Origin of the sequence: Streptomyces sp. NPDC006879 (assembly GCF_042869595.1) — a bacterium.
In the GTDB taxonomy this organism is placed as follows: Bacteria; Actinomycetota; Actinomycetes; order Streptomycetales; family Streptomycetaceae; genus Streptomyces.
Window position 1 is genome coordinate 156,870 of sequence record NZ_JBIAGC010000003.1, and the last position, 23,887, is coordinate 180,756.

Annotated in this window: 25 protein-coding genes and 1 pseudogene; 13 read left to right on the top strand and 13 right to left on the bottom strand. The window is 68.2% G+C overall.

The genetic code is table 11. From position 1 onward, the window contains the following. Positions 1-201 precede the first annotated feature (201 nt). Positions 202-591, top strand: a complete 390-nt coding sequence (locus ACFYMC_RS03905; protein WP_388518358.1) for an ArsR/SmtB family transcription factor — start codon at positions 202-204, stop codon at positions 589-591. A 64-nt stretch (positions 592-655) separates the two neighbouring features. Here the strand turns inward: ACFYMC_RS03905 and ACFYMC_RS03910 are convergent, their stop codons facing one another. From ACFYMC_RS03910 to rpmB, 6 genes are all read right to left on the bottom strand, one after another. Continuing rightward, positions 656-778 carry a DUF6126 family protein gene (locus ACFYMC_RS03910; RefSeq protein WP_388518631.1) on the bottom strand — a complete coding sequence of 41 codons (123 nt, stop codon included), beginning with the start codon at positions 776-778 and terminating at the stop codon, positions 656-658. 281 nt (positions 779-1,059) lie between these two features. After that, positions 1,060-1,230: a hypothetical protein gene (locus ACFYMC_RS03915; RefSeq protein ID WP_388518360.1), complete on the bottom strand. Its 171-nt coding sequence runs from the start codon at positions 1,228-1,230 to the stop codon at positions 1,060-1,062. Positions 1,231-1,390: 160 nt separating this feature from the next. Further along, positions 1,391-1,741, bottom strand: coding sequence for a hypothetical protein (locus ACFYMC_RS03920; RefSeq protein ID WP_388518363.1), 351 nt, complete (start codon positions 1,739-1,741; stop codon positions 1,391-1,393). 186 nt (positions 1,742-1,927) lie between these two features. Then, complete coding sequence (rpmF, locus tag ACFYMC_RS03925) at positions 1,928-2,098, bottom strand: 50S ribosomal protein L32 (protein WP_388518366.1); 171 nt, start codon at positions 2,096-2,098, stop codon at positions 1,928-1,930. 295 nt (positions 2,099-2,393) lie between these two features. After that, entirely contained in the window at positions 2,394-2,699 is a 306-nt protein-coding gene (gene rpsN, locus ACFYMC_RS03930; protein ID WP_388518369.1) for a 30S ribosomal protein S14, read from the bottom strand. After that, positions 2,699-2,935 (bottom strand): 50S ribosomal protein L28, encoded by a 237-nt coding sequence (gene rpmB, locus ACFYMC_RS03935; RefSeq protein ID WP_388518372.1) that lies wholly within the window; start codon positions 2,933-2,935, stop codon positions 2,699-2,701. Before rpmB ends, rpsN begins: the two co-directional genes overlap by 1 nt. Positions 2,936-3,002: 67 nt before the next feature. Between rpmB and rpmG the strand changes: the two genes are divergently transcribed. The 9 genes from rpmG to ACFYMC_RS03980 all read left to right on the top strand — a co-directional run bounded on the left by rpmG (position 3,003) and on the right by ACFYMC_RS03980 (position 10,772). Continuing rightward, on the top strand, positions 3,003-3,167 hold the full coding sequence (gene rpmG, locus ACFYMC_RS03940; RefSeq protein ID WP_150529996.1) for a 50S ribosomal protein L33: 165 nt from the start codon (positions 3,003-3,005) through the stop codon (positions 3,165-3,167). A gap of 39 nt (positions 3,168-3,206) precedes the next feature. Then, positions 3,207-3,452 carry a type B 50S ribosomal protein L31 gene (locus tag ACFYMC_RS03945; RefSeq protein WP_388518376.1) on the top strand — a complete coding sequence of 82 codons (246 nt, stop codon included), beginning with the start codon at positions 3,207-3,209 and terminating at the stop codon, positions 3,450-3,452. Beyond that, on the top strand, positions 3,452-4,603 hold the full coding sequence (locus ACFYMC_RS03950; protein ID WP_388518379.1) for a CobW family GTP-binding protein: 1,152 nt from the start codon (positions 3,452-3,454) through the stop codon (positions 4,601-4,603). Before ACFYMC_RS03945 ends, ACFYMC_RS03950 begins: the two co-directional genes overlap by 1 nt. A 71-nt stretch (positions 4,604-4,674) precedes the next feature. Beyond that, positions 4,675-4,911: a 30S ribosomal protein S18 gene (rpsR, locus tag ACFYMC_RS03955; RefSeq protein WP_388518381.1), complete on the top strand. Its 237-nt coding sequence runs from the start codon at positions 4,675-4,677 to the stop codon at positions 4,909-4,911. 1,294 nt (positions 4,912-6,205) lie between these two features. Beyond that, positions 6,206-7,501 (top strand): hypothetical protein, encoded by a 1,296-nt coding sequence (locus tag ACFYMC_RS03960; RefSeq protein WP_388518383.1) that lies wholly within the window; start codon positions 6,206-6,208, stop codon positions 7,499-7,501. Then, positions 7,498-8,898: a substrate-binding domain-containing protein gene (locus ACFYMC_RS03965; protein WP_388518386.1), complete on the top strand. Its 1,401-nt coding sequence runs from the start codon at positions 7,498-7,500 to the stop codon at positions 8,896-8,898. The genes ACFYMC_RS03960 and ACFYMC_RS03965 overlap by 4 nt, the downstream gene beginning before the upstream one ends. A 48-nt stretch (positions 8,899-8,946) precedes the next feature. Further along, positions 8,947-9,087 carry a hypothetical protein gene (locus ACFYMC_RS03970; RefSeq protein WP_388518389.1) on the top strand — a complete coding sequence of 47 codons (141 nt, stop codon included), beginning with the start codon at positions 8,947-8,949 and terminating at the stop codon, positions 9,085-9,087. After that, on the top strand, positions 9,074-9,853 hold the full coding sequence (locus ACFYMC_RS03975) for a hypothetical protein (protein ID WP_388518392.1): 780 nt from the start codon (positions 9,074-9,076) through the stop codon (positions 9,851-9,853). Before ACFYMC_RS03970 ends, ACFYMC_RS03975 begins: the two co-directional genes overlap by 14 nt. A gap of 502 nt (positions 9,854-10,355) precedes the next feature. Continuing rightward, the gene (locus ACFYMC_RS03980) at positions 10,356-10,772 is read left to right on the top strand and encodes a hypothetical protein (RefSeq protein WP_388518395.1); all 417 of its coding nucleotides are present in this window, start codon (positions 10,356-10,358) and stop codon (positions 10,770-10,772) included. 187 nt (positions 10,773-10,959) lie between these two features. Here the strand turns inward: ACFYMC_RS03980 and ACFYMC_RS03985 are convergent, their stop codons facing one another. The 6 genes from ACFYMC_RS03985 to ACFYMC_RS04010 all read right to left on the bottom strand — a co-directional run bounded on the left by ACFYMC_RS03985 (position 10,960) and on the right by ACFYMC_RS04010 (position 16,160). Then, a complete protein-coding gene (locus ACFYMC_RS03985; RefSeq protein WP_388518398.1) occupies positions 10,960-11,145 on the bottom strand; it encodes a hypothetical protein in 186 nt (61 codons plus the stop codon). Positions 11,146-11,291: 146 nt separating this feature from the next. After that, complete coding sequence (locus tag ACFYMC_RS03990; protein ID WP_388518401.1) at positions 11,292-11,651, bottom strand: hypothetical protein; 360 nt, start codon at positions 11,649-11,651, stop codon at positions 11,292-11,294. A gap of 9 nt (positions 11,652-11,660) precedes the next feature. Further along, positions 11,661-12,119 carry a hypothetical protein gene (locus ACFYMC_RS03995; protein ID WP_388518404.1) on the bottom strand — a complete coding sequence of 153 codons (459 nt, stop codon included), beginning with the start codon at positions 12,117-12,119 and terminating at the stop codon, positions 11,661-11,663. 8 nt (positions 12,120-12,127) lie between these two features. Further along, the gene (locus tag ACFYMC_RS04000) at positions 12,128-12,310 is read right to left on the bottom strand and encodes a hypothetical protein (protein ID WP_388518406.1); all 183 of its coding nucleotides are present in this window, start codon (positions 12,308-12,310) and stop codon (positions 12,128-12,130) included. Positions 12,311-12,699: 389 nt separating this feature from the next. Continuing rightward, positions 12,700-14,229: a helix-turn-helix domain-containing protein gene (locus tag ACFYMC_RS04005; protein WP_388518409.1), complete on the bottom strand. Its 1,530-nt coding sequence runs from the start codon at positions 14,227-14,229 to the stop codon at positions 12,700-12,702. Between the two features lie 116 nt (positions 14,230-14,345). After that, positions 14,346-16,160: an amidohydrolase gene (locus ACFYMC_RS04010; RefSeq protein ID WP_388518412.1), complete on the bottom strand. Its 1,815-nt coding sequence runs from the start codon at positions 16,158-16,160 to the stop codon at positions 14,346-14,348. 278 nt (positions 16,161-16,438) lie between these two features. On the opposite strand from ACFYMC_RS04010, the gene ACFYMC_RS04015 reads away from it, so the two are divergent. From ACFYMC_RS04015 to ACFYMC_RS04025, 3 genes and pseudogenes are all read left to right on the top strand, one after another. Further along, entirely contained in the window at positions 16,439-17,440 is a 1,002-nt protein-coding gene (locus ACFYMC_RS04015) for a LacI family DNA-binding transcriptional regulator (protein ID WP_388518415.1), read from the top strand. A 151-nt stretch (positions 17,441-17,591) separates the two neighbouring features. Further along, entirely contained in the window at positions 17,592-20,306 is a 2,715-nt protein-coding gene (gene acnA / locus ACFYMC_RS04020) for an aconitate hydratase AcnA (protein WP_388518418.1), read from the top strand. A 131-nt stretch (positions 20,307-20,437) separates the two neighbouring features. Further along, positions 20,438-20,822, top strand: a pseudogene (locus tag ACFYMC_RS04025) (transposase); the annotation flags it as partial. Between the two features lie 87 nt (positions 20,823-20,909). Here the strand turns inward: ACFYMC_RS04025 and mgtA are convergent. Then, a complete protein-coding gene (mgtA, locus tag ACFYMC_RS04030; protein WP_388518421.1) occupies positions 20,910-23,645 on the bottom strand; it encodes a magnesium-translocating P-type ATPase in 2,736 nt (911 codons plus the stop codon). Positions 23,646-23,887 lie beyond the last annotated feature (242 nt).

Sequence of the window (23,887 nt, forward strand, 5' to 3'; positions counted from 1 at the left end):
GTAGGGGAATTTCGCTCTGCTGCTACCGCCAATGGGCGCATCACGATCCTGGCTCTGTGCCCTGAGCGAGTGGGCCGGTCGAGACGCTGCCCGCATGGGGCGCAGCCCAGAAGTAGCAGGAATCTGCAATTGTGGAGGTCGAAGTAGCGCAGGACAGGGGCTCCTCGGATCGCCCCGCCAAGAGGAAGTCATGGGTGGGTCATGGTCCCAAGGGGCAGTGCAGCCGAGACGGCCGGGGCTCTTGGTCGCAGACCCCCGTCGAGTCCGCCGCCGTACCAGCTCAAGGCCGAGTTCTTCAAAACGCTCGGCCACCCGGTCCGCATCCGTGTCCTGGAACTGCTCAGCACCCGCGAGTACGCGGTCGCCGAGATGCTGCCCGGGGTCGGCGTCGGGCCGGCCGCGCTTTCGCAGCAGCTCGCCGTCTTGCGCAAGGCGAACCTCGTGGCCACCCGCCGTGAGGGCTCCAGCGTCTACTACCGGCTGGCCGGTGATGACCTCGCCGAGCTCATCCGCGTCGCCCGCGGCATCCTCACCGGTGTCCTCCAAGGTCAGGCTGACCTCCTGGCCGGACTGCGCGCCACGGCCCAGTAGCGCTGCCGGGCGCCGCGGCCGGACTCCGTGGGAGCCGTCCAGGTGTGGTGCCGCGAGGGCGGAACTACTTCTGGGCGTGCTCGCCCAGGTAGAACAGCAGCCATACGAAGCCGGCGAACAGGTGTGTGCCGAAGATGTAGAAGAAGGCGCGAAGGGCCACGCCCTTCTCCTTCCACTTCTCGTCCATGGCCCGGTCCGACTCGTGCTTCTCGCCGCTCACGACCGCTCTCCGCTCGTGCGCCGCTTGGTCGGACGTGTTACCCCGGGCCGCACGGCAGCCCGCATCCCGGCCCGGCCGGTCCGCGCGCGCCGCGTCGAGGCGACCCTCATGATCTGCATGGCTCCTTCTTCCGTCGTCCGGTGGGCCACAGGCTCGGCTGCGCCGGCAAGTGGACGATCACGCTCTTGCCGCGACCGCCGTTGGCGGGCTCCGTCTGCAAGTCTGCGGAGAGGGCGGCCCCCATCGTTTCACGGTCCCTCAGCGGGCTCGACGCCGTACTCACGGGCTTTGCGTAGGGCGTCGTCAAGCTCATCGGCGGCCTCGGCCTCCTCGGTGGCGTTACCGGCTTCCTGGGCGGACACCAGGCGTGCGCGCGCCACCCGGACCCGCTCTCGCGCTGCTTCCGCGAACCGGGACACACGGCCTCCCCCTGTCGATGTTGAGTGACCTTACGAATTGCAGAACTCTGCAAGTCTATCCCGAGCGTTCCACCGAACGGCAACGACAACCGGCCGAGTGCCGGCTCGCCGGTACACCTGCCCACCGGGGGCGGGCCCGAGCCCGCCCCCGGTGGGCAGGTCACCACGGGGCGATGAGCGGTGTTTCCGGTTCTTGTCGCCGCCAGCCCTGCGTGAGACGGATGAGGCGGGGGGCGATGCCGCGCATGGTTGCAGTCCTTCCACCGGCGATGTCGAAGGTGAAGGAGTCAACGGTCATGTCCCCGAGCGCGACGGGGAAGGCGGAGGCGCCGTCGGCGACGGCGTGGTGGATGGCGGTCGGACCTCCGGTCGGCCGTCGTTTCGCGGGTGCCGCTGTGAAGCCGGCACGTGCGACGGCGGCGATGCGCCGCGCGCTGGTGTACCGCAGCGGCGTCCGGGTCAGGCCGGATCCGTCGGAGATCGCGACCGCGTCGTCGGTGAGCAGCCTCACCAGGTGTTCGACGCGGCCAGGGGGCGGCCGCGAGGAACTCCTCCACGGCCCTGAGGGCGGATGCCCGGTTGGCTGCGTCGCCGCCTCCACCGGGCTCGGCGCCGTATGAACGCCGAGGGCCGCCGCGCACCGGGGGGACCGGACAGGACGGTCATCGGCGGGTGGCCCTTCGAGCTCCTCGCGTGCTCAGCGTTCAGGGTGCAGGAGCCCGCGTTCGTACGCCTTCACCAGATGTCGTGGGACCTGGTGGACGAAACCGTCGACGGTGATCGGCACCAGCTGGGGCGCGGTCGCCTTCCATCGGGCCCGGCGGTGGCGGGTGTTGCTGCGGGACATCTTCCGTTTGGGGACGGCCATCGTGGGTCTCCTTGATCGGGCGCGTGGTGCGTGGTGCGTGGTGCGTGGTGCGTGGTGCGTGGTGCGTGGTGCGTGAAGGGTGCTGGGTCACGGTCCGCTGTGGCCGGTTCCAGGTCAGCGGGGGTGGGTGCGGGGGTCGCGAGGGGGTCTGGTCCGTCCGTGTGGGTCCCCCTCTCAGGGCCGACTACTTGCCGTGGAGGTGCCACACACGAACGGACCAGACCTTACCCAGTAACGGTAATCGTTTTCAATAAATCTCCACTCGGCTCAGGGTGCCTGCGGATGTGGGGCCCGCCTACCAGGACGACTTGGTCACCCCGGGTAGGAATCCCGCGTGCGCCTGCTGCCGCGTCCGTACTCGGGAGAGCCCGAACTTGCGCAGATGGCCCCGAGGGCGGCCGTCCACGCTGTCGCGGTTGCGCACGCGGGTGGCGCTGGCGTCGCGCGGCTGTCGGCGCAACTCGGCGAGTGCGGTGTCGCGTTCGGTGGTCGTGGAGGAAGGTCGGCGGATGATCTCCTTGAGTTCGGCCCGCCGGGCGGCGTAGCGCTGGACGATCTGCTTGCGCTTCTCGTTCCGTGCGATCTTGCTCTTCTTCGCCATTAGACCTTCCCCCCTCGCGCGCGGATCCGGGCCACGGCGGCCTCGATGCCGATCGCGTCCACCGTCTTGATGGCCTTGGTGCTCAGCGCCAGGCGGACGTGCCGCCCTTCGCTGGCCAGCCAGTAGCGCTTGTGCTGGATGTTCGGGTCGAAGCGGCGTGGGGTGCGCCGGTGAGAGTGGGAGATGTTGTTGCCGAATCCCGGCTTGGAGCCGGTCAGTTGGCAGTGGCCAGGCATGTGTGTTGCTTCCTCTCCCGAAATGGAGCCTTGTTGGTAATGAAAATCAGTGTCATATACTAGCCTCATGGCACGCAATGAGATCCGCCCGGTCATCAAGCTCCGCTCCACGGCGGGCACCGGGTTCACCTACGTCACCCGCAAGAACCGGCGCAACGACCCCGACCGGCTGGTGCTGCGCAAGTACGACCCCGTCGCCCGTCGCCACGTCGATTTCCGTGAAGAGCGCTGACCACGCCGCAACCCCGCCCCAACGCCGAAAGGTTCTGCCATGAAGCCCGGAATCCACCCCGACTACGGCCCCGTCGTCTTCCGCGACACCGCCTCGGGCACCGCCTTCCTCACCCGCTCCACCGTGACCAGCGACAAGACCGTCGAATGGGAGGACGGCAACAGCTACCCGGTCGTCGACGTGGAGATCTCCTGCGCGAGCCACCCCTTCTACACGGGCACGGCTCGCGTTCTCGACACGGCCGGCCGCGTCGAGAAGTTCGAGCGCCGCTACGGAGCCCGCTGATGAACCACGAGCACCAACTCCCCGTCGTGATCGTTGCCGGTATGCACTCCGAGGCCCGGAGGGAGGTCGTCGAGCAGCTCCTGCGGACCGTTCCAGGGAGTGTGGCGCTTCACCACGACCTGTCCTCGGCGCTCGATGGCATCGTGGTCCGCCTGATCCGCGATGCCTTTGGCCTTCTCGCCCGCGGTGAGACTCCGCTGGTCAACGACTGTGCGTGCTGCGCGATGCGCGAGGACCTCGTCCCGGAGCTGGAGCGCTTGGCGGACGGCGGCCTGACCCGTCTCGCCGTGGTCGAGCTGTGGGACTCGGTGGAACCGAAGGCGATGGCGGAGGTGGTCGCCGGGCACGGAGACGGCCGATTGGCACTCACGGGCGTGATCACCGCCGTGGACCCCGCGCTCGTCCTACCCTGCCTCGCCAACGGCGATGACCTGGCCGCCGCCGGCCTCGCCGCCGCCCCCACCGACCAGCGGACCGTCAGCGACACCTGGGCCCGCCAACTGGAGTACGCACCTGTCCTCGCGCTCGTCGACAGCGAGCAAGCCGACGACGAGGACCGGGCGCTGCTGGCTCAACTGCACCCAACCGCGCGACGCATACCGGCCGCCTCCGTCGAACTGGCCCGGGCCGCGTTCGCCGGCTTCGACGTCGAGGCGGCGGCAGCCGCGCAGCACCCGGCATGTGCGCTCCTTCCCCAGGAAGCGGACGAGGCTGGCGTTACCACACTGGTCTGGCACCGCCGACGGCCCTTCCACCCCGAGCGTCTGTATGAGGCGTTGGAAGACCTGTGCTGCGCGGCGGCCCGCAGCCGTGGCAGGTTCTGGCTCGCCGACCGCCCCGACACCCTGCTCGCCTGGGACGCCGCGGGTGGGGCGCTGTGCGTGGAGAACGCTGGCCCATGGCTGGCCGCACTGCCCGACGCGGCCTGGGAGATGGTCCCCCCGGTGCGTCGGGCCGCTGCGGCCCTCGACTGGCATCCCGAGCATGGCGACTGCTGCCAGCACCTCGTCTTCACGAGCCCGGGCCTTGACCGGGAGGGGCTGGAACGACTGCTCGACTCCTGCCTGTTGACGGACGCGGAGTACCTGCCGGGGCGTGAGGCGTGGAAGGACCTGCCCGCCGCCTTCGACTCCCTCCTCGACGCCGCCTGACGCCCCGTACCACCACGTGCTCACGGCCTGATGGGGTCGTGGTTGAAACGCTCATACAAGGAGAAGCCGCCATGGCGCGACGCCCCGTTCCGCACAAGCCCCTCAAGTCCCGGCCCAACCCGCTCGACGCGGCCGGGATCACCTACGTCGACTACAAGGACACCGCCCTCCTGCGGAGGTTCATCTCTGACCGGGGGAAGATCCGCAGCCGGCGTGTCACCCGAGTGACGGCCCAACAGCAGCGAGCTCTCGCCGCCGCCATCAAGAACGCGCGCGAGATGGCCCTGCTGCCGTACGCCGGTCGCTGACGGAGTCCCGAGGAGCGGGGCCAGTGGGTGGACCGGGCCCCCGCTGGAGGGCCGGGTCCTGCTGTGGCGGAGCCCCCTGGACGCCGCCGACGCCGGCTTAGAAAGGGGAGGGGCCAGGAGCGCGAGGCACTGAGTTCATTAGCCGTGAGGGCGGTCCTGCGGTCAGCGGTGGCCTGCGTCGCCGGGCAGTCATAGTTAGCAGCTGTGCGGCCGATCATGCGCCTGTGATGGAACGTGCATGATGTCGCCCAGGTCCTTGCATCTGCGACGCCACCACGGCCAGGCATCTGGAGCGTGCGGATCAGGCAGGGTGCGTGCCAGGAAGGCGGCGTCGGTTTCCCTGACGACCGAAGCGATTTCCCGGGCTGCTCGTCTGTCGAGAGTGCCGATGGCCCGCTCTAGCAGGAGACGGTCGTCCCAGATGTCATAGCCGGGCAGGTGTGGTCTGGGCAGGTGGAGCGGCCGTCCTGGCCGGCGAACGAAGCCCCGCCAGCAATGGACGGCGTGTTCGAGCGACCGGACGGGAAGACCCCGTTCGGCCTCGAACCGGGCCGCCTGGCGGCGCGTGTGGGATGAGAACAGGGAGGGCCGGCGCTGGTAGTCCCGGAGATGGGACCGGCAGACAGCGTCCAGGCGTAGAGCAGCCGCCGTCCTGCGGGGCATGACTCTTCTTTCGACGTGGTGTGATCTCGGCAGGTCACTCTACGCCCGTCACCGCAAGGTAGACGGGAATCTCCTTCCTGAGCCTGCGAAGGGAGGAGAGCACTTCAATGTCTGGTCTTGCCGTGGTTCTCATCCTGAGCCGGATGGCCGGCGCCGCCGCGGTTGGGGATGCCGAGGTGGCCGTAGCCGCGTTCGTCGCCTCTGGTGGCGACGGCTCCGGCGTGCTCGGGCCTGTTGATGGTCGGGTTCAGCGGTGCTGCGATTCTTGAAGCGCCCTTCGTCGAAGACGGGTGGCCGTCCGCCGCGTGGGCCTTCGCGCAGGCGCGCTGCCCACTGTCGGTCTTCTCCGGGATGGTGTGCCGGATGGTGCGGTTCCGCAGGCAGATGCGGACGGGGCCGTCCGCATCACCTGGGCGGGCCCCGAGCGCGGTCGCCCGCCGCGCGGCACCGCTCAGGGGCTCGCCTTGGTGTCCACCCCCGTGTGAGATGCAGTCTGCTCCCGTCGCGGCGGCGGTGAACTATTGGCGATCCCCTGGCATTTGTCCTGCGTATGTATGGAGTTGGGGACTTGGAGGGGTGGAGTTCGAGGGGATCGATGATGATCCTGCCCCCTTGAGTGGTAGGAGGGCTGTTGACCGGTGCCGGTGCAAGCTCGATGCAGGAGCCGAGGCTCGTCACCCGAAGAGTCAGGCGGCGCCGCGTTCCACGACATGTGGCCCTGGCCACGCCGCTTGCCCTGGCGGGGCTGATCTCCCTGCTCGTCACGGGCAACGCGCTCAGACCCTTCGAACGTATCGTCACCTTGGAGGCACGTATGGGCTCCAAGTCCGACTACTTCAAGGACCCGGAGGTACAGCGGCTGTTACTCGGACGCGGGATACGCGTCGACATACACCGGCTCGGCTCCCGCGGCAACGCCACGACCCCGCTGACGGGCCTGGACGTCGTCTTCCCGTCCGGCCAGCCCGCGACGAAGCTGATCTTCCAGCGGCAGAACCGCTCGGTTCGCTCGGTCCGACCCTTCGTCAGCCCGCTGGTCCTCGGCACGTTCCGCGACTACGCGGAGACCCTGGTCAAGGCGGGCGTGGCCACTGCGCAGCAAGCCCAGGGCGGAGCTCCCACGCTCTACTACGACCTCGACATGCCGGCGTTCATGACCCTGCTCGACGGTGTCCACGACGGCAGCACCCATGCCGACCAGGACCGTGACGGTGTGCCCGAGGGCGCCGACACCTGGAACGGCATCGGCTACGACAACTCCGGTGAGCACAGCAACAGCGGTCGAGTCCTGGTGCGCACCTCCAACGTCTGCGAATCCAACGCCGCCGGCACCTACCTCAGCCTCCTCGCGTTCGTCGCCAACGGCAACAGCACCCCGGGCACCCAGAGCACCGACGGTCCCAAGCCCGGGAGGGACGCGGTGACCGCGCTCGCCGAGAAGATCAAGCCGCTGATCAACCTCCAGGGCATGTGGGCCGACGAACAGGCCGACAGCTACTTCTCCGACCTCGGCGAGAGCATCGCGCCGGTCTCCCTCATTTACGAGCACCAGTTCCTGGCTCATCAGGTCGCCCACCACAAGCAACACGACGAGCAGGACGCCGGTCGCGTTCTCCTCTACCCATCGCCCTACGCCCTCACCGAGCCCCAGCTCATCTCCCTGACCGACAAGGGCGACCGACTCGTCAAACTCATCGAGCAGGACCAGGAGTTGCACGACCGTGCGATGGAACTGGGCTTCCGCGTCCGCTTCTCCGGAAAGGCCAGCGCCAGCGAACGCCTCAACTCCTACCTCCGCGACAACGGCATCCAGATCCCCATCCCCAACTCCGACCAGACCAAGTCCTACGAGCCCGACCTGAGCGTTCTGGAGCAGATCATCAACGACGTCGGCAACTGCCCGCCGCCCGACACGGAGGCACCGTGAGCCGCCGCCGCCGCCGCCGCACGCTGAGCGCCGCGCTCGCTCTCGTCCTCCTCGGTTGCCTCGCCTCCGGCTGCGGCAACGACGACGACCACGTCACCCTCCGCGTCCTCGCCAGCCCCGAACTCGTCGACGTGGAGCCCCTCCTGGCGGAGCTTGAGAAGGACACCGGGGTCGAGCTGGAGATGGAGTACCGGGCGACCGCCGACCTCGCGGGCGAGCCCGCCCCCTCCGGGCACCCCGCCCATGACCTCGCATGGCCCGCCTCCGACCGCTCCTACCTGCTCCGCCTTCAGGACTCCGGTAGGTCGCTCACCCGGCCCGAGTCCACCCCCGTCATGCGCTCCCCGGTCGTCGTCGGTCTGACCCCCAGGGCAGCGAAGAAGCTCCGTGCGCGCGATCCGGGCAGCCGTATCTCCTGGGCGGACATCGCCGACGCCGCCGCCGACGGCACCGTGCGCTTCGGCATGGCCGACCCACGCCACAGCGACACCGGCCGCGCCGCACTGGTCGGCGTCGCCACCGCGGCGGCAGGCACCGGCAGCGCCCTGCGCGAGGAGGATGTCTCCTGCGACCGGCTGCGCGGCTTCCGCTCCGGCCAGACCCTCACTGCCCCCAGCTCCCGTGATCTCCTGGCGCAGTACGTCACCCGGCAGGACGCCGCCGACGCCCTGATCGCCCACGAATCGGAACTGCTCTCCCTCAACACCGGCGGCGAGCTGCCCGAGCCGCTGGAACTGGTCTACCCCGACGACGGCATGGTGCTCTCCGACTTCCCGCTGCTGCTGCTCGATCCCGCCAAGCGCAAGGCGTACGCCAAGGTCGTCGACTGGCTGCTGAGCACCGACGTACAGACGAAGCTGATGCGGCGCACCCATCGACGGCCCGTCAACCAGGACGTCAAGCCGTCCGAGCCGCTGCACGCGCCCATCGGCAACGCGCTGTCCTTCCCCGACCGGCTGGCCATCGTCCAGCGACTCGTCGACGACTACGGTGACCCGGAGCACCCTACTGCCGACCACGTGGTGTTCCTGTTGGACTTCTCGACCTCGATGCGCGGCGAACGCATCGCCGAGCTGCGCTCCGCGTTCGCCGGGCTCAGCGGTGCCGATGAGACCTCCACCGGCAAGTTCGCCCGCTTCTACCGGGGGGAGCTGCTGACCGTCGTACGGTTCGGCGGCCGGGTGCTGCAGGAGCACACCGTCAGGGTGCGCTCCGACGCCGACCTCACGACCCTTGACCGGATCGTCGCCGAGGGCGGCCTCGACGACGAGACCGCCGTCTGGTCGGCCCTCGACCGCGGCTACGCCATCGCAGCCGACGCCGTGAGGAAGGCGCCCGAACGACCGGTCTCCGTAGTCCTGATGACGGACGGCGAGAACAACTCAGGCATCTCCTAAACCGAGTTCCTGCGCCGCCACCTCACGCGGGGCAGTACGGCCGAGGCGGTGCCGACCTTCCCCATCCATTTCGGAGAGGCCGACGCGGCAGCCCTGCAGCGTGCCGCCGAGGCGACCGGAGGCCGCATGGTCGACGCCGGACTCTTCTCCCTCACCGAGGCGTTCAAGGAGATCCGTGGGTGTCATTGACAGTCAGTGGTGGAGCCTGTGGTGGCCGTGGCTACTCGTCTGGGTGGTGACGGCCGGTTCCCTTGCCCTGCTGGCGCGGCACGCGCTGTTGCGCCTGGGCTGGCTGAACCGTAGCCGCACCGGCGGGCGTACGGTTCACGGCATGTGCTTCTTCCTGCACGAGAAGCAGGTCATGAGCCTCTACCTGCAGGGTGGCTTCAGTGCGGCCCTTGAACAGGAGGTCGCCGACCGGATCAACGTCGACACCCACGTGGGCCTGTGGGCGAGGCTCGGCTGGGGCTCGGCCGGGGGAGGACGCGCCGCCACCAGGGAGACCGTGACGGCCTACATCCGCGAGGAGACACCGATCAAGGTGATCCGGCTGCTCATGGACACCATGCGCAAGGAGGACGTTCTGGTCCACGCTGACCTCACCACCGGCGAGGTCGCACCCAACGGGGCTCTCGCCGACAACCTGCGCGAGCGGCGCGACGACAACCGGGTCACGCTCACCTCACTTGGAGTCGCTTCCGCGTTCCTGCTGATCACAGGTCAGTTCACCGCCCACCGAGCCGACAATGGGGACATCGTGCTGCGCGCCCAGTACGGCAGTGGGCAGTCGGCCGCCCGGGTGAGGATCACCTGCGAAGCGCCCGGTGTCCGCGAGGGCTTCGAGAACGCCGAGTACTTCACCGGGGAGTTCCAGGCCCGCTGCCTGGGCAAGGTGCCGACGTGGAACAAGGAGCGGGGGGAGCTGACGCTGAACCCGATCGCGATCTTCCTCTGAGTCTCATGTGGGGCTTCCGTCAACGACCATGTGGTGCGCAGCCGTGTGGGAGGGTCCTCGTTCGCGCACCTGCGAGTTACCGACGCGCTGGTTCGCCCACCTGCCCGACCGCCGCGTCCCGCACCGCTCCGACCGAAGTTGGCCAGCCTTCGGCTGCTTCATGTTCGTGCCTGTTGACTAGGCCGGAAGTCCCAGAGAAGTCCCAGACGATTCTCCAAGCGGCGCTCGAAGGCCGTCGCCTCGGACGTGATCCGTGCCGTACCAGCGCAGTTGCCCCGCCGAGCGCCACACCTGGCGGGGTCGAGGCACGGCCGCCCGGGCGTGTGCTGGCCGTACGCGCGCTGAGATCCGAGACGTTCCCCTGCCCACAAGCGTGGCCCGGGGCGGCGAACGGCTCATGCAGCTCTTCGCCCCGTACCTGTCGCGCTGTCCCGGGACGACCTGTGCCGCTGGCGGACTCTTGGGTGCCAAGCACAGGCGCCCGAGGTCGTACAGCCTCCTGGTGACGGGACGCGAACGGAAGGCGATCAACCAGAACTTCTTCAACTCCTACGTCTGGAAGCCGGCTCTGGCCGCAACGGGTGTGATCGATCCGATGGAGGAAAGCGCCCCGGTGGGTCACGCGCATGGGAGCCGTCCCGCGCTGAGGAGTCCACCAGGTGACGGTTCGGTCGGTCAGCTGTTCCTGGATGTCTTTGGCAACCTCGGGGATGCCGGCCGCGAGGGGGCTGATCTGGATCAGCGCTTCCTTCGCGACGCTGACGTACCCGTTCAAGGCCGCTTAGGAGTTTGGAGGACTCAGCCAGGCGAGTGCCACAAGAAAGACGGTCATGCTCCCAACGAAAAGGCTGGACCCAAGGGTGAGAGCAGAGACCACGGACGCGCCTGCTACTGCGGCGATGCCACCCATGCTGAGTGAGACCAACAGCGATGCAAGTAGCGCCACCAGGAGCCACATCCTGCGGCGAGCCTGCTCCTGCGGGCTCCTGGTCGGGTTCGAGTCCGCCATGACGCTACCACCTGATTTTCGTGCTGGAGATATAGAACGCCGTTGATTTGCAGGCGAGTTGTCATCAAAAGTCAAGCCGCGCAGCTGGGAGGCTTGATCAGTCAGAGGGCGTAGCCGCCCGGGGCACTCCGCGGGGATCCCACCACACCACGTCGTACTTGGACTGGTAACGGTCGGCGGAGTCGGCGGCGATCTGCGTCTTGCCGACGCCGCCCATGCCGTGGACCGCCTCCGGCAGCAGCGCGACGCTACCCAGGCCGTCCACGAGGCCGGTGCCACCCATTTGGCGTACCCCTCGGTAGCTGTCAAGTAATTGAACCTGTAAAGCAGTTGGAGGTGGATGGTGGCGATACATACTGGAAATGGTCGAGGTACTTGCGGTCGGCACCCCTAACCTGTAAGTCGTATTCGAGGAACGGCTGTTGGGCATCAGGATCTATCCTCGGTGGTGTTGACGGGCCGGACGTCGGCCTCGGGCCGCAGGGTGTGGAGGATCTGGGCCGACGGGTCGCGGCCGTCCAGGAGCAGGAGCAGAGGCCCGCATCGGCGAGCGGCTGGCAAGCATGGCGTACTCCTTACGCGTCCCCCCTCCAACACCGACTTGGTGATGCGCTGGTGCTCGGCGCGAATCGCGTCGCGCTGCCGCATCGGGTCCGCGGTGACGTCCTCGACCCAGTCGTGGAACTCGTCGAGCAGGCCGTGGCAGATCTCGGCCGCGATGCCGTCCGGGCCGAGCCGTTCTAAGACCGCGCGGGCGTTGAGCCCGGTGGTGATCCGGTGCGGTGCCACGTAGGTGTCCTACTTGATCTTGCTCATGGTGTTGTCGCGGCCGGGGAACAGCAGCACGAAGCCCTCCGCCCCAAGGCGCGGTGTGGCCGCGAGGGACTCGGTGAGCGCGGCGAGGTCGAAGGCGGCGGCTCGGGGGCCGTGCCACGGCAGACCGCCAGCGGGCAGAGGGGCGCCGGTGGCCATGCCACCGCCACCGAGTGGCACCAGGACGTCGGGATCGCCCACCTCCCCCGGGCCCTGCCTGATCAGGTGTGTGATCACGCGGCGGACTTGTGCCGCGGTAACCTCGGCGACGTCGTCGTCGGGGCCGAGCCGGACCGCGTCCAGCAGCTGGCACTCGCGGTGCGTGCAGCCCTGCCCGTGCCGTACCGGAAGACGGTGGACGTCGGCGGAGGATGCGGCCTGCGACAGAGGGAGCTCTTCGGGCTGGCCGTGGAGGAAATCGACTCTCTCGGGGGCGTCGTGCACGTTGTGCGTCAGGTGAAGATGGTCAGGGCGAAGCTGGTGTTCGCCCCGCCGAAGGGCGGGAAGGTACGGGACGTTCCTTTGCCCGACTCCGTTGCCTTCGCGGTCGCCGAACACATCACCCAGTGGCTGCCGATCAGCGTCACGCTGCCGTGGAAGACGCCGGAAGGGCAGCCGGTTACGGCGTCGCTCATCTGCTACTCGCGGGGGCGGAAAACGGTGAACCGCAACTTCTTCAGCATGAGGGGCTGGAAGCCCGTGCTGGTCGCGGCCGTCGTCATCCCGCCGCGGGAGCCGGGGGAGCGGTTCACCCAGTCGCGCGAGCACGGCATGCACGCCTTACGACACTTCCACGCGTCCGTCCCGCTCGACGAGGGAAGAACGTCAAGGCCCTGTCGGAGTACCTCGGTCACAGCGGCCCCGGGTTTACCTTGCGGACCTCTACGCACCTCATGCCCAGCAGTCAGGCGCGAGCGCGAAGGGCCGTCGACGGGGTCTTCCGCGGGGGCGGAGACACCGGCGACGGCCCACAGACGGCCTAGGAGGACGGGGAGGCGCCCCGACCTGCGGCGGCACGCGGGTATCAGATGTCGCGGAAGATCTCGATCTGCGCACCTACCGAGTTCAGACGCTCCGCGAGCTCCTCGTACCCACGGTTGATGACGTAGACGTTACGCAGGACCGAGGTGCCCTCAGCCGCCATCATCGCCAACAGGACTACCACGGCCGGTCGCAGGGCGGGCGGGCACATCATCTCGGCTGCGCGCCAGCGGGTCGGGCCCTCGACCAGGACTCGGTGCGGGTCGAGCAACTGGAGCCGTCCGCCAAGGCGGTTGAGGTCCGTGAGGTAGATGGCGCGGTTGTCGTAGACCCAGTCGTGGATGAGGGTCTGGCCCTGGGCGACCGCGGCGATGGCGGCGAAGAACGGTACGTTGTCGATGTTCAGCCCGGGGAAGGGCATGGGGTGGATCTTGTCGATCGGCGCCTCCAGCTTGGAGGGCCGAACCGTCAGGTCCACCAGCCGGGTTCGGCCGTTGTCGGCGTTGTACTCGGGCGAGCGGTCATGGTCCAGGCCCATTTCCTCCAGCACCGCGAGTTCGATCTCCATGAACTCGATCGGGACTCGACGGATCGTCAGTTCGGATTCGGTGACGACCGCGGCGGCGAGCAGGCTCATCGCCTCGACCGGATCCTCGGAGGGCGAGTAGTCGACGTCCACGTCGATGTTCGGCACGCCGTGCACGGTGAGCGTGGTGGTACCGATGCCCTCGACCCGCACGCCCAGTGCCTCAAGGAAGAAACAGAGGTCCTGCACCATGTAGTTGGAGGAGGCGTTGCGGATGACGGTGACTCCGTCGTGGCGCGCGGCTGCCAGCAGTGCGTTCTCGGTGACGGTGTCTCCGCGTTCGGTCAGCACGATCGGGCGGTCGGGGGAGACGTCCGCGTGTACCTGGGCGTGGTACAGCCCCTCTGTCGCGGTGATCTCCAGACCGAAGCGGCGCAGCGCGATCATGTGCGGCTCGATGGTGCGGGTGCCGAGGTCGCAGCCGCCGGCGTACGGGAGCCTGAAGCGGTCCATGCGGTGGAGCATCGGACCGAGGAACATGATGATGCTGCGGGTGCGGCGGGCGGCCTCGGCGTCGATGGCCTCCATGTCGAGCTGGGCCGGCGGCACGAGTTCGAGGTCCACGCCGTCGTTGATCCAGCGGCTGCGCACGCCGATGGAGTTCAGCACCTCCAGGAGGCGGTAGACCTCCTCGATCCGGGCCACCCGGCGGAGCACCGTGCGACCGTTGTTGAGCAGGGAGGCGCAGAGCAGGGCAACGCAGGCGTTCTTGCTGGTCTTGACGTCGATGGCACCGGAGAGTCGGCGGCGGCCGACCACTCTCAGGTGCATCGGGCCGGCATAGCCCAGCGAGACGATTTCGCTGTCCAGTGCTTCACCGATTCGAGCGATCATCTCAAGGCTGATGTTTTGATTGCCGCGCTCGATCCGGTTGACGGCGCTCTGGCTGGTGGCGAGTGCGTCGGCTAGCTGACTCTGTGTCCAGCCCCGGTGTTGCCGGGCGTCACGGATGAGCCTGCCGATGCGTTCGAGGTAGTCGTCTGCCATGGGGCGAACGTTATCTCACATATGAGATTGCGATGTCCATGAGGTGCGGCATATGGGGCAAGTCCCCCGTATGCCGCACATCTGTCATCCCATCAGTCGGACCCAACCTCCATGGTTCAGCTCCCGCTACAACCGCAAGCTCGGTGGCGCCCCCCGTGTACCGCGGAGTACGAGAGCGGTCGAGGCCCGACGCGGGGCCCGGCCAGGCTCGCCCTCGCCTCGCGTCCGCTCGGGGTGTGGGCGTCGTGGGTCACCCGGCCGTTCATGAGGGTCAGCTCCGCCTGTGCGGCGCTGATGTCCGCCACCGGGCAGTGCATCACGTCGCGGTCCAGTAGTACGAGGTCCGCCGCCTTGCCCCGCTCGACCGTGCCGGTGAGGTGGTCCTGCCGCAACTGCCAGGCTGTGCCCGACGTGTGCATGCGCAGCGCCGAGGTTCGGCTGAGTCCTTCGAGGTGCCGGTACAGGTCGCCGTCCCCGTAGGCGCCGCGGCGGTCGATGGCGGTGCGGACCTGGTTCCAGACCTGCAAGGCGTCCACCGGCCAGTCGGAGCCGCCCGCCAGTCGTGCGCCAGCCTGCTCCAGGCTGCGCGCCGGGTACATCCAGCGGTGGCGATCCTCGCCGATGTGCGGAAGGAGGGCATCCATCGTCCAGGTGTCGGCCGTCGCCCATTGCAGTTGCAGGCAAGCCACCACGCCAAGTTGGATGAATCGGCGCAGATCGGAAGGGTGTACCAGTTGTAGGTGTGCGATGGTGTTGCGTGTGTCACGTTGCCCTGTAGATCGGCGAGCATAGGCGTAGCCGTCCAGTGCCGTGCGCACGGCGCGGTCACCCAAGGCGTGTGCGTGCAGTTGCCAGCCCGCTTGGTTGAAGGTCGCGGTGAGCCTTCCGTAATCCCGAGCAGAAACATACAGTTCGCCCCGATTGTTCGTGACTCTTCCCTGGCCGTCCAGGTAGGGCTCCAAGAGGGCCGCGGTCTGCGCCGGGTACTCGATGACCCCGTCCAGGAACACCTTGACGGTCCCGAACCGCAACCCCGCACTCTCGCCGAACTCCCTTGCCAAACCCTGGGCGTAAGCGAGTGCTGTCTGCGGGTCCTTGGCCCAGTCCGCCTCGATGCGCAGCGCGGGGATGATGCGCTGCGGCATGCCTGCACCCTCTGTCAGGGACTGGTACACCCTCAGTTCTTCCCGACCCACCAGGGCGTCCATCATGGTGGTCACTCCGCAGGCCGCCGCTTGCCGCAGCGCCCGGGCGCAGGCTGCGGTCACCTCGGTTGCTGCGGGTTCCGGTACGTGCTGGCTCACCAGTGCCTGAGCATCGTCCTTGAGGACCCCGGTGGGGGCGCCGTCGACGTCCCTGACCACCTTCCCGCCCACCGGATCGGGTGTGGCGGCGGTGATGCCGGCGATCCGCAGAGCCCGATCGTTGGCCCAGAGGTTGTGGCCGTCTCCGCCTACCAGGACGACCGGCCGGCGCGTTGGGAGCTCGTCCAGGAGCGAGTGGTGCGGGAGGGTGCCGCCGGGCAGCAGTCCGATCGGGTTCCAGTCCTCGACCACCAGCCAGCCGTCCGGCTCGGCGCTCGCGCCGCCGGTTTCGTCGAGGAATCCCTTGAGGACCTCCAGTAGTTCCGCGCGAGTGGTCTGCGCCCCCTCAAGGGAGGGGCGCAAGGAGCGTCGCCCGGCTGCCAGCGGGTGCACATGCCCGTCGTGGACGCCGCTCATGAGCGTATGGCCGTGGCCGTTGACCACTTCGGTGTCCCTGCCGACCAACCGCCGCGTCACGGCCTCGCCCACCGCGAGGATGCGGCCGTCCCGCCCGACCGCGACCGACTCGGCGGGTGCTGCTCCTGGCCGTCCGCTGAAGACCCGGGCGTTGTGGATGACCAGCGCGGCCGACGCGCGGGAAGTGGCGGCCGACCGGGGGCTGGCCACCGCGGGCCCAGCCAGGGCGCCGATAAGGGCTCCCGCGCCGGCTGCGCCGCCGGCGGCGAGCAGCCCACGGCGCGAAGGGCGGGAGGGCGGTGACGGCGGCGCCGATGAGAGGGAGGAGACTGCGCTCGACCACTGCAATGTGACCACTCCAGTTGGGGATGGAAGTCAGCTGTGGCGAGTCACAATCATTGATTAATCCCTTAACCAGTAGTTCTTCCCGGCGACGGATTCCGTCTGCCATCCGTACCGCACTTGCGGGGATCCGTACGATGACCTGCATGTCCGCACCGACCTTCGCCGACATCGCGCGCGCCGCCGAGGTTTCCACCGCGACGGTCAGTCACGCCTTGAACGGTACCGGTCGAATCGCCGAGCCCACGCGCCGTCGGGTGTGCGAGATCGCCACCGCACTCGGCTACGCGCGGCCGGGGGTGCCGCGTACCGGAAGCCTGGGCCTCGCCGTGACCGCTTACGGAGGATCTGCCTGGGATTTCACCCAAGTCTCCTACTTCTCACGGTTCGTGACCGCGGCCACTTCGGCAGCGCACGCCCGCGGCTACGCGTTGACTACCCTGCCCGCCGTGCGTGGTGGGCAGTGCTCGTGGCACACGCTGGCGGTGGACGGCATGCTCTTGCTGGACAGTCCCCCCGGTGACCGGATGCTCGACGCCCTCCGGGCTCGGGGTGTGCCGCTGGTCTTCGATGGTCGCCCCGCAAGTCCCCGACCGGGGGACGTATGGGTGGACAACGATCACGCGGCCACCGTCAGGAGGGTTCTGGAGCACTTCACGGAGTCGGGGGCGCGGCGCATCGCCCTGCACGCCGACTTCGGCCGGGAGCACTACACCCGCGAAGTGGGCGAGGCCTATGAGCGGTGGTGCCGGGAGCGGGGGCGGCCCGTGCTACTCGTCCCCTTTGATCCACAGGACCAGGAGGGGCGGGCCTTCGACGCGGCTTTCGGCGGCGACGGCCGTCCGGACGCCGTGTACTGCGCCTACGACCCCGGCGGGAGGCAGGTGCTCGCCGCGGCGGCTCGGCATCGGCTGAGAGTTCCGCAGGACCTCCTGCTCGCCTGTGTGAGTGAGGATGAGTCCTACGCGACGTGTGACCCGCCGGTGAGTACGGTGACATTGCACCCTGATCTCCTGGCCGTGACGGCGGTCTCCTCCTTGGTCCAACTGGTCGAGAGCGGCCCCGAGGGGCGCCTCGGGGGTGGTGAGCGCACGCTCCCCACGGCTCTACGGGTGCGCGCCTCGTCGCATCCGGCCGTCATGTACTAGAGTTATCTCGACATCGAGATATCTGCCAAAGGCGTACCGCAGCCGCCCCTCGGTAAGGGTGACCTAACTTAGCCTTACCTTAGCGGATTGGCCGGAGGGCGTGGCGGCAGGATGCGGTAGCAGAACGCGCACATTGATGAAGGAGACTGTCGTGTCGGCGAACAGCTTCGACGCCCGCAGCACGCTGCAGGTGGGCGACGAGTCGTACGAGATCTTCCGGTTGGACAAGGTCGAGGGCTCCGCGCGCCTCCCTTACAGCCTGAAGGTACTGCTGGAGAACCTGCTGCGTACCGAGGACGGCGCGAACATCACCGCCGACCACATCCGGGCGCTGGGCGGTTGGGACTCGCAGGCTCAGCCGAGTCAGGAGATCCAGTTCACGCCGGCCCGCGTGATCATGCAGGACTTCACCGGTGTCCCCTGTGTCGTGGACCTCGCCACCATGCGCGAGGCCGTCAAGGAGCTCGGCGGCGACGCCTCCAAGATCAACCCGCTGGCGCCGGCCGAGCTGGTCATCGACCACTCCGTCATCGCCGACAAGTTCGGCACCAAGGACGCGTTCACCCAGAACGTGGAGCTGGAGTACGGCCGCAACAAGGAGCGCTACCAGTTCCTGCGCTGGGGTCAGACGGCCTTCGACGAGTTCAAGGTCGTCCCGCCGGGCACCGGCATCGTCCACCAGGTCAACATCGAGCACCTGGCCCGTACCGTGATGGTCCGCGGCGGACAGGCGTACCCCGACACCCTGGTCGGCACCGACTCCCACACCACCATGGTCAACGGCCTGGGCGTGCTCGGCTGGGGCGTGGGCGGCATCGAGGCCGAGGCCGCGATGCTCGGTCAGCCGGTCTCCATGCTCATCCCGCGGGTCGTCGGCTTCAAGCTGACCGGTGAACTGCCCACCGGCACCACCGCCACCGACCTGGTGTTGACCATCACCGAGATGCTGCGCAAGCACGGTGTCGTCGGCAAGTTCGTGGAGTTCTACGGGGAGGGCGTGGCCGCCACCTCGCTGGCGAACCGCGCCACCATCGGCAACATGTCGCCCGAGTTCGGTTCCACCGCCGCGATCTTCCCCATCGACGGCGAGACCCTGAACTACCTGAGGCTGACCGGCCGTTCCGCACAGCAGGTCGCGCTCGTCGAGGCGTACGCCAAGGAGCAGGGCCTGTGGCTGGACCCGGCCGCCGAGCCGGACTTCTCCGAGAAGCTGGAGCTGGACCTCTCCACGGTCGTCCCCTCCATCGCTGGCCCGAAGCGCCCGCAGGACCGCATCATCCTGGCCAACGCCGCTGAGCAGTTCGCCCAGGACGTGCGTAACTACGTCTCCGACGACGAGGAGGCCGGCAAGGAGTCCTTCCCGGCGTCCGACGCCCCGGCGACCTCCAACGGTGTGCCGACCAAGCCGACCCTGGTCACCATGGCCGACGGCTCCTCCTTCGAGATCGATCACGGCGCCGTCACCGTCGCCGCGATCACCTCCTGCACCAACACCTCGAACCCCTACGTCATGGTCGCCGCGGCGCTCGTGGCCAAGAAGGCGGTCGAGAAGGGCCTGACCCGCAAGCCGTGGGTCAAGACCACCCTGGCTCCTGGCTCGAAGGTCGTCACCGACTACTTCGACAAGGCCGGGCTGACCCCCTACCTCGACAAGCTGGGCTTCAACCTGGTCGGCTACGGCTGCACCACCTGCATCGGCAACTCCGGTCCGCTGGACGAGGAGATCTCGAAGGCAATCAACGAGGCGGACCTCGCGGTCACCTCGGTGCTCTCCGGCAACCGCAACTTCGAGGGCCGGATCAACCCCGACGTCAAGATGAACTACCTCGCCTCCCCGCCGCTGGTCGTCGCGTACGCCATCGCCGGATCCATGAAGGTGGACATCACCACGGAGGCCATCGGCTCCGACACCGAGGGCAACCCGGTCTTCCTCAAGGACATCTGGCCTTCCGAGGCCGAGGTCAACGACGTGGTGGCCAACGCCATCGGCGAGGACATGTTCAACAAGTCCTACCAGGACGTCTTCGCGGGAGACGCCCAGTGGCAGGCGCTGCCGATCCCGACCGGCGACACCTTCGAGTGGGACCCGCAGTCCACCTACGTGCGCAAGCCCCCGTACTTCGAGGGCATGACGATGCAGACCACTCCGGTCAGCGACATCACGGGCGCCCGTGTCCTGGCCAAGCTCGGTGATTCGGTCACCACCGACCACATCTCCCCGGCCGGTGCGATCAAGGCCGACACCCCGGCTGGCAAGTACCTCACCGAGCACGGTGTGGAGCGTCGTGACTTCAACTCCTACGGCTCGCGCCGGGGCAACCACGAGGTCATGATCCGCGGGACGTTCGCCAACATCCGCCTGCGCAACCAGATCGCGCCGGGTACCGAGGGTGGCTTCACGCGTGACTTCACCAAGGACGGCGGCCCGGTCTCCTTCATCTACGACGCCTCGCAGAACTACCAGGCCGCCGGCACTGCGCTGGTGATCCTTGCGGGCAAGGAGTACGGCTCCGGCTCCTCCCGCGACTGGGCGGCCAAGGGCACCGCGCTGCTCGGTGTGAAGGCCGTGGTCGCCGAGTCCTATGAGCGCATCCACCGTTCGAACCTGATCGGCATGGGCGTGCTCCCGCTCCAGTTCCCCGAGGGTGCCTCGGCTGCCTCCCTGGGCCTGACCGGTGAGGAGACCTTCTCCATCAGCGGCGTGACCGAGCTGAACGAGGGCACCACCCCGCGCACGGTCAAGGTCAGCACCGACTCCGGCGTGGAGTTCGACGCGGTCGTCCGCATCGACACCCCCGGTGAGGCGGACTACTACCGCAACGGCGGCATCATGCAGTACGTGCTGCGCAACCTCATTCGCGGCTAAGCACCGAGGTTCGAGCTCCACGACGGCCGCCCGCCGAAGCGGACGCTGTTGGTTCATTCGGCCCTTTGTGTGACGTCGGTCCCCATGACCTGGTTGTGGTCATGGGGACCGACGTTGTTGTGTGGGGTGGGTGTCGATGTCGATGCAGCCGGAACACCTCGTCCCAGGCCACCGGCCGTCGCCGGGAACTCATGCTGAGACAACAGCAGATCTAGCACGACGCCATCCGTGGTATCCGCGCCGATCAGCAGAGCGACGTCCGGAAAGCGCTACAGGATCCGGGCCGGCGTCGAGAGCACCATCTCCCAAGCCGTCGGGCGCCGCGGCATGCGCAGATCCCGCTACCGGGTGTGGCGAAGACCAGCCTCCAGCACCAGCTCACCGGAGCCGCGATCGATCTCAACCGCATGGAAGCGCACCTCACCGGCGCACCCCGAGCCCGCACCCGTACCGGCCATTTCGCCGGATTGTGCCCCGCCGAGCTGACGCTCGACGGGGGCACAAGCAGGGGCCGAACAAACCAACAGCGTCCCCGTCGGGGGTGCGGCCCTTTGCGCGTCGCCGGGTACGGCACCGCCGGCGCCCTTGTATGGTGCGGTGCGCTCACAGCCACTCTCGGAAGCGGCGGATGTACCAGGTCTTCACCCCCTGGGTCAGCGCACAGTACGCAAGCAGGGTCCCGAACAGCCACGGGAAGTAGCCCAGGGGGAGGGCGGTCATGCCCAGCCCCTCGGCCAGCGGGGAGAAGGGCAGCACAAGTCCGACCGCCACCGCCGAACAGGTCGCCACCAGTACCGGCCAGGAGGCCCGCGACTGGATGAAGGGAATCTTCCGGGTCCGGATCATGTGCACGATCAAGGTCTGGGACAGCAGGCCCTCGACGAACCAGCCCGACTGGAAGAGGCTCTGGTGCGCCTCGGTGTTGGCCCCGAAGACGTGCCACAACAACAGGAACGTGGTGATGTCGAAGATCGAGCTGATGGGTCCGATGGTGACCATGAACCGCCCGATTCCCCGGGCGTCCCAGTTTCGGGGCCGCCGCAGGTACTCCGCATCCATCCGGTCCCAGGGGGTGGCCAGCTGGGAGAGGTCGTACACCAGGTTCTGCACCAGCAGATGGATCGCCAGCATCGGCTGGAACGGGATGAAGGCGCTCGCCACCAGCACCGAGAAGACATTGCCGAAGTTCGAACTGGCAGTCATCTTGATGTACTTGATGGTGTTGCCGAAGGTGGTTCGCCCCTGGAGGACCCCTTGTTCGAGGACGGTCAGGTCTTTCTCCAGAAGGATGACGTCGGCCGTCTCCTTCGCTACCTCCACCGCGGTGTCCACCGAGATGCCCACGTCCGCCTCGTGGAGGGCGACGGCATCGTTGATCCCGTCTCCGAGGAAGCCCACCGTGTGCCCATCGGCCTGCAGGGCCCGCACCAGGCGAGCTTTCTGCATCGGGTTGGTCCTGACGAACACCGTGGTTCGCGAGGCGAGTTCGCGCAGCGCGCTCTCGTCGAGCAGGTCGATCTCGGCGCCGCTGACGACCTGTCCCACCTCCACCCCGACGGCGGAACAGACCTGCGTGGCGACCAGTTCGCTGTCACCGGTGATCACCTTCACCGCGATGCCTTTGGCGGCCAGGCCGCCAAGAGCCCGGCGCGCATCCGCCTTCGGGGGATCGAGGAAGGTCAGGAAACCGACCAGCGTCAGGTCCTGCTCGTCGGCCGCCGTGTACGGGGTGCCCCGGTCACCGGGGACCGTTCGGCTCGCCACGGCCAGCACCCGGAGCCCCCGGAGTGACAGACCGTCCGCCACGGTGGTGATCGACGTCCGCAGGGAATCGTCCAGGACCACCGACCGACCGGCGTCGACCACGCGGGTGCACGCAGCCAAGACCTCCTCCACTGCGCCCTTGGTCACCAACTGGTGATCTGCCGGTCCGGGCGCGCCCGCAGGGTCGTTCCGCCGGATCACCACCGACAGGCGTCGGCGGGCGAAGTCGAAGGGGATCTCGTCGACCGCTGTGAACCGCGCATCGACGACAACCTCCTCGGCCTCGTCCATCCGCTCGATGATCACCTGGTCCAGTCGGCTGGGCAGGCCGGTCTGGAAGTGCGCGTTGAGATAGGCGTACTCAAGCACTTCGCTGTCGCTTCGACCGAAGGCGTCCACGCAGCGTTCCAAGTCGATGCGGTCCTCGGTCAGCGTGCCCGTCTTGTCGGTGCACAGCACGTCCATCGCGCCGAGGTTCTGGATCGCGTTGAGCTGTTTCACCACGACCTTGCGCCGGGACATGGCCAGTGCACCACGGGCCAGGTTGGCCGACACCACCATGGGCAGCATCTCGGGCGTCAGGCCCACCGCCACTGCGATGGCGAACAGAAGCGCCTCGTCCCAATCGCCTTTGGTCAGCCCGTTTACGGCGAACACCACCGGCACCATGACCAGCATGAAGCGGATCAGCAGGAAGCTGACCCGGCGCACCCCGTGGTCGAAGTTCGTCTGCGGCCGTTCGCTGACGAGTGCGCCTGCCATCGAACCGAAGTAGGTGTCCGCACCGGTGGCTAGGACCACGCCGGTGGCGGTCCCCGAGGCCACCGAAGTGCCGAGCAGGCATATGTTGGCGGCTTCCACCGGGTCGGAGGTTTGGGTGCGGGCCACGTGGTGGGGGCCGGTGACCGCTTCGAACGGCTCGGGCAGCGCGGTCTTGGCCACCGGCAGGGACTCTCCCGACAGCGTCGCCTGGGAGACCATCAGGTCCTTGCTCGTGAGCAGTCGCAGATCGGCCGGTACCAGGTCGCCCGCCCTGAGCCGGACGATGTCGCCGGGCAGCACCTGACCGGTCGGGACCTCCACGGTCTCGGTTCCGGTGCCCCGCCGCTGCACGCGGGCGGTGGTGGTGACCCACTGCTTCAGCGCTTCGGCAGCCCGCCCCGAGCGGTGCTCCTGCCAGAACCGCACCAGGCCGCTGACCGTCACCATCACGGACAGGATGACGACGCCGGGGTCGGCGGGGTCCTGCCAGTACATGATCGCGGCGAGCACGAGGAGCATCCCGATGAACGGGCTGCGGTAGGCCCGGGCGAGGGAGATCCACCAACGGGCGGCCGGCTGGCGCGCGATGGTGTTCGGGCCGTGCCGAGCGGTTCGACGCCGCGCTTCGGCGTGGCTGAGGCCCTCGCCGTCGGTGTCCAGCTGCTCGAACACCTGCTCCACGGGCAGAACGGCCGTCTGGCAGAGCCGCCCGGCGACACGGCGCGTCCGGGCCTGCGACTCGACGGCGCGGCGCTCGCGCCGCCGGCCCGGCGGAGCGAGTTTCTCCTGGGGGGTCTGGGTGGTTGCGGTCATGGCGAAGCCTCTCTCGGGCGCGAGGTACACAGGGCGCTGCCCGGTTGTCACGCTCGGTGTTCATCGGAATGTGCGCCTTGCCCCTTGGGTGGTGGGGCGGCGCGGATGTGGTGGACGAGTGCGGCGGATCCACGTACTTCGGTGCACGCCGACGAGCTCAGGCGTGCAAGGTGTGAAGGTGCGACCTCAGTGGTGCATCGGTACGTGAAGGCGGGTCAACAGTGGTACGGCCGGAAAGCGGC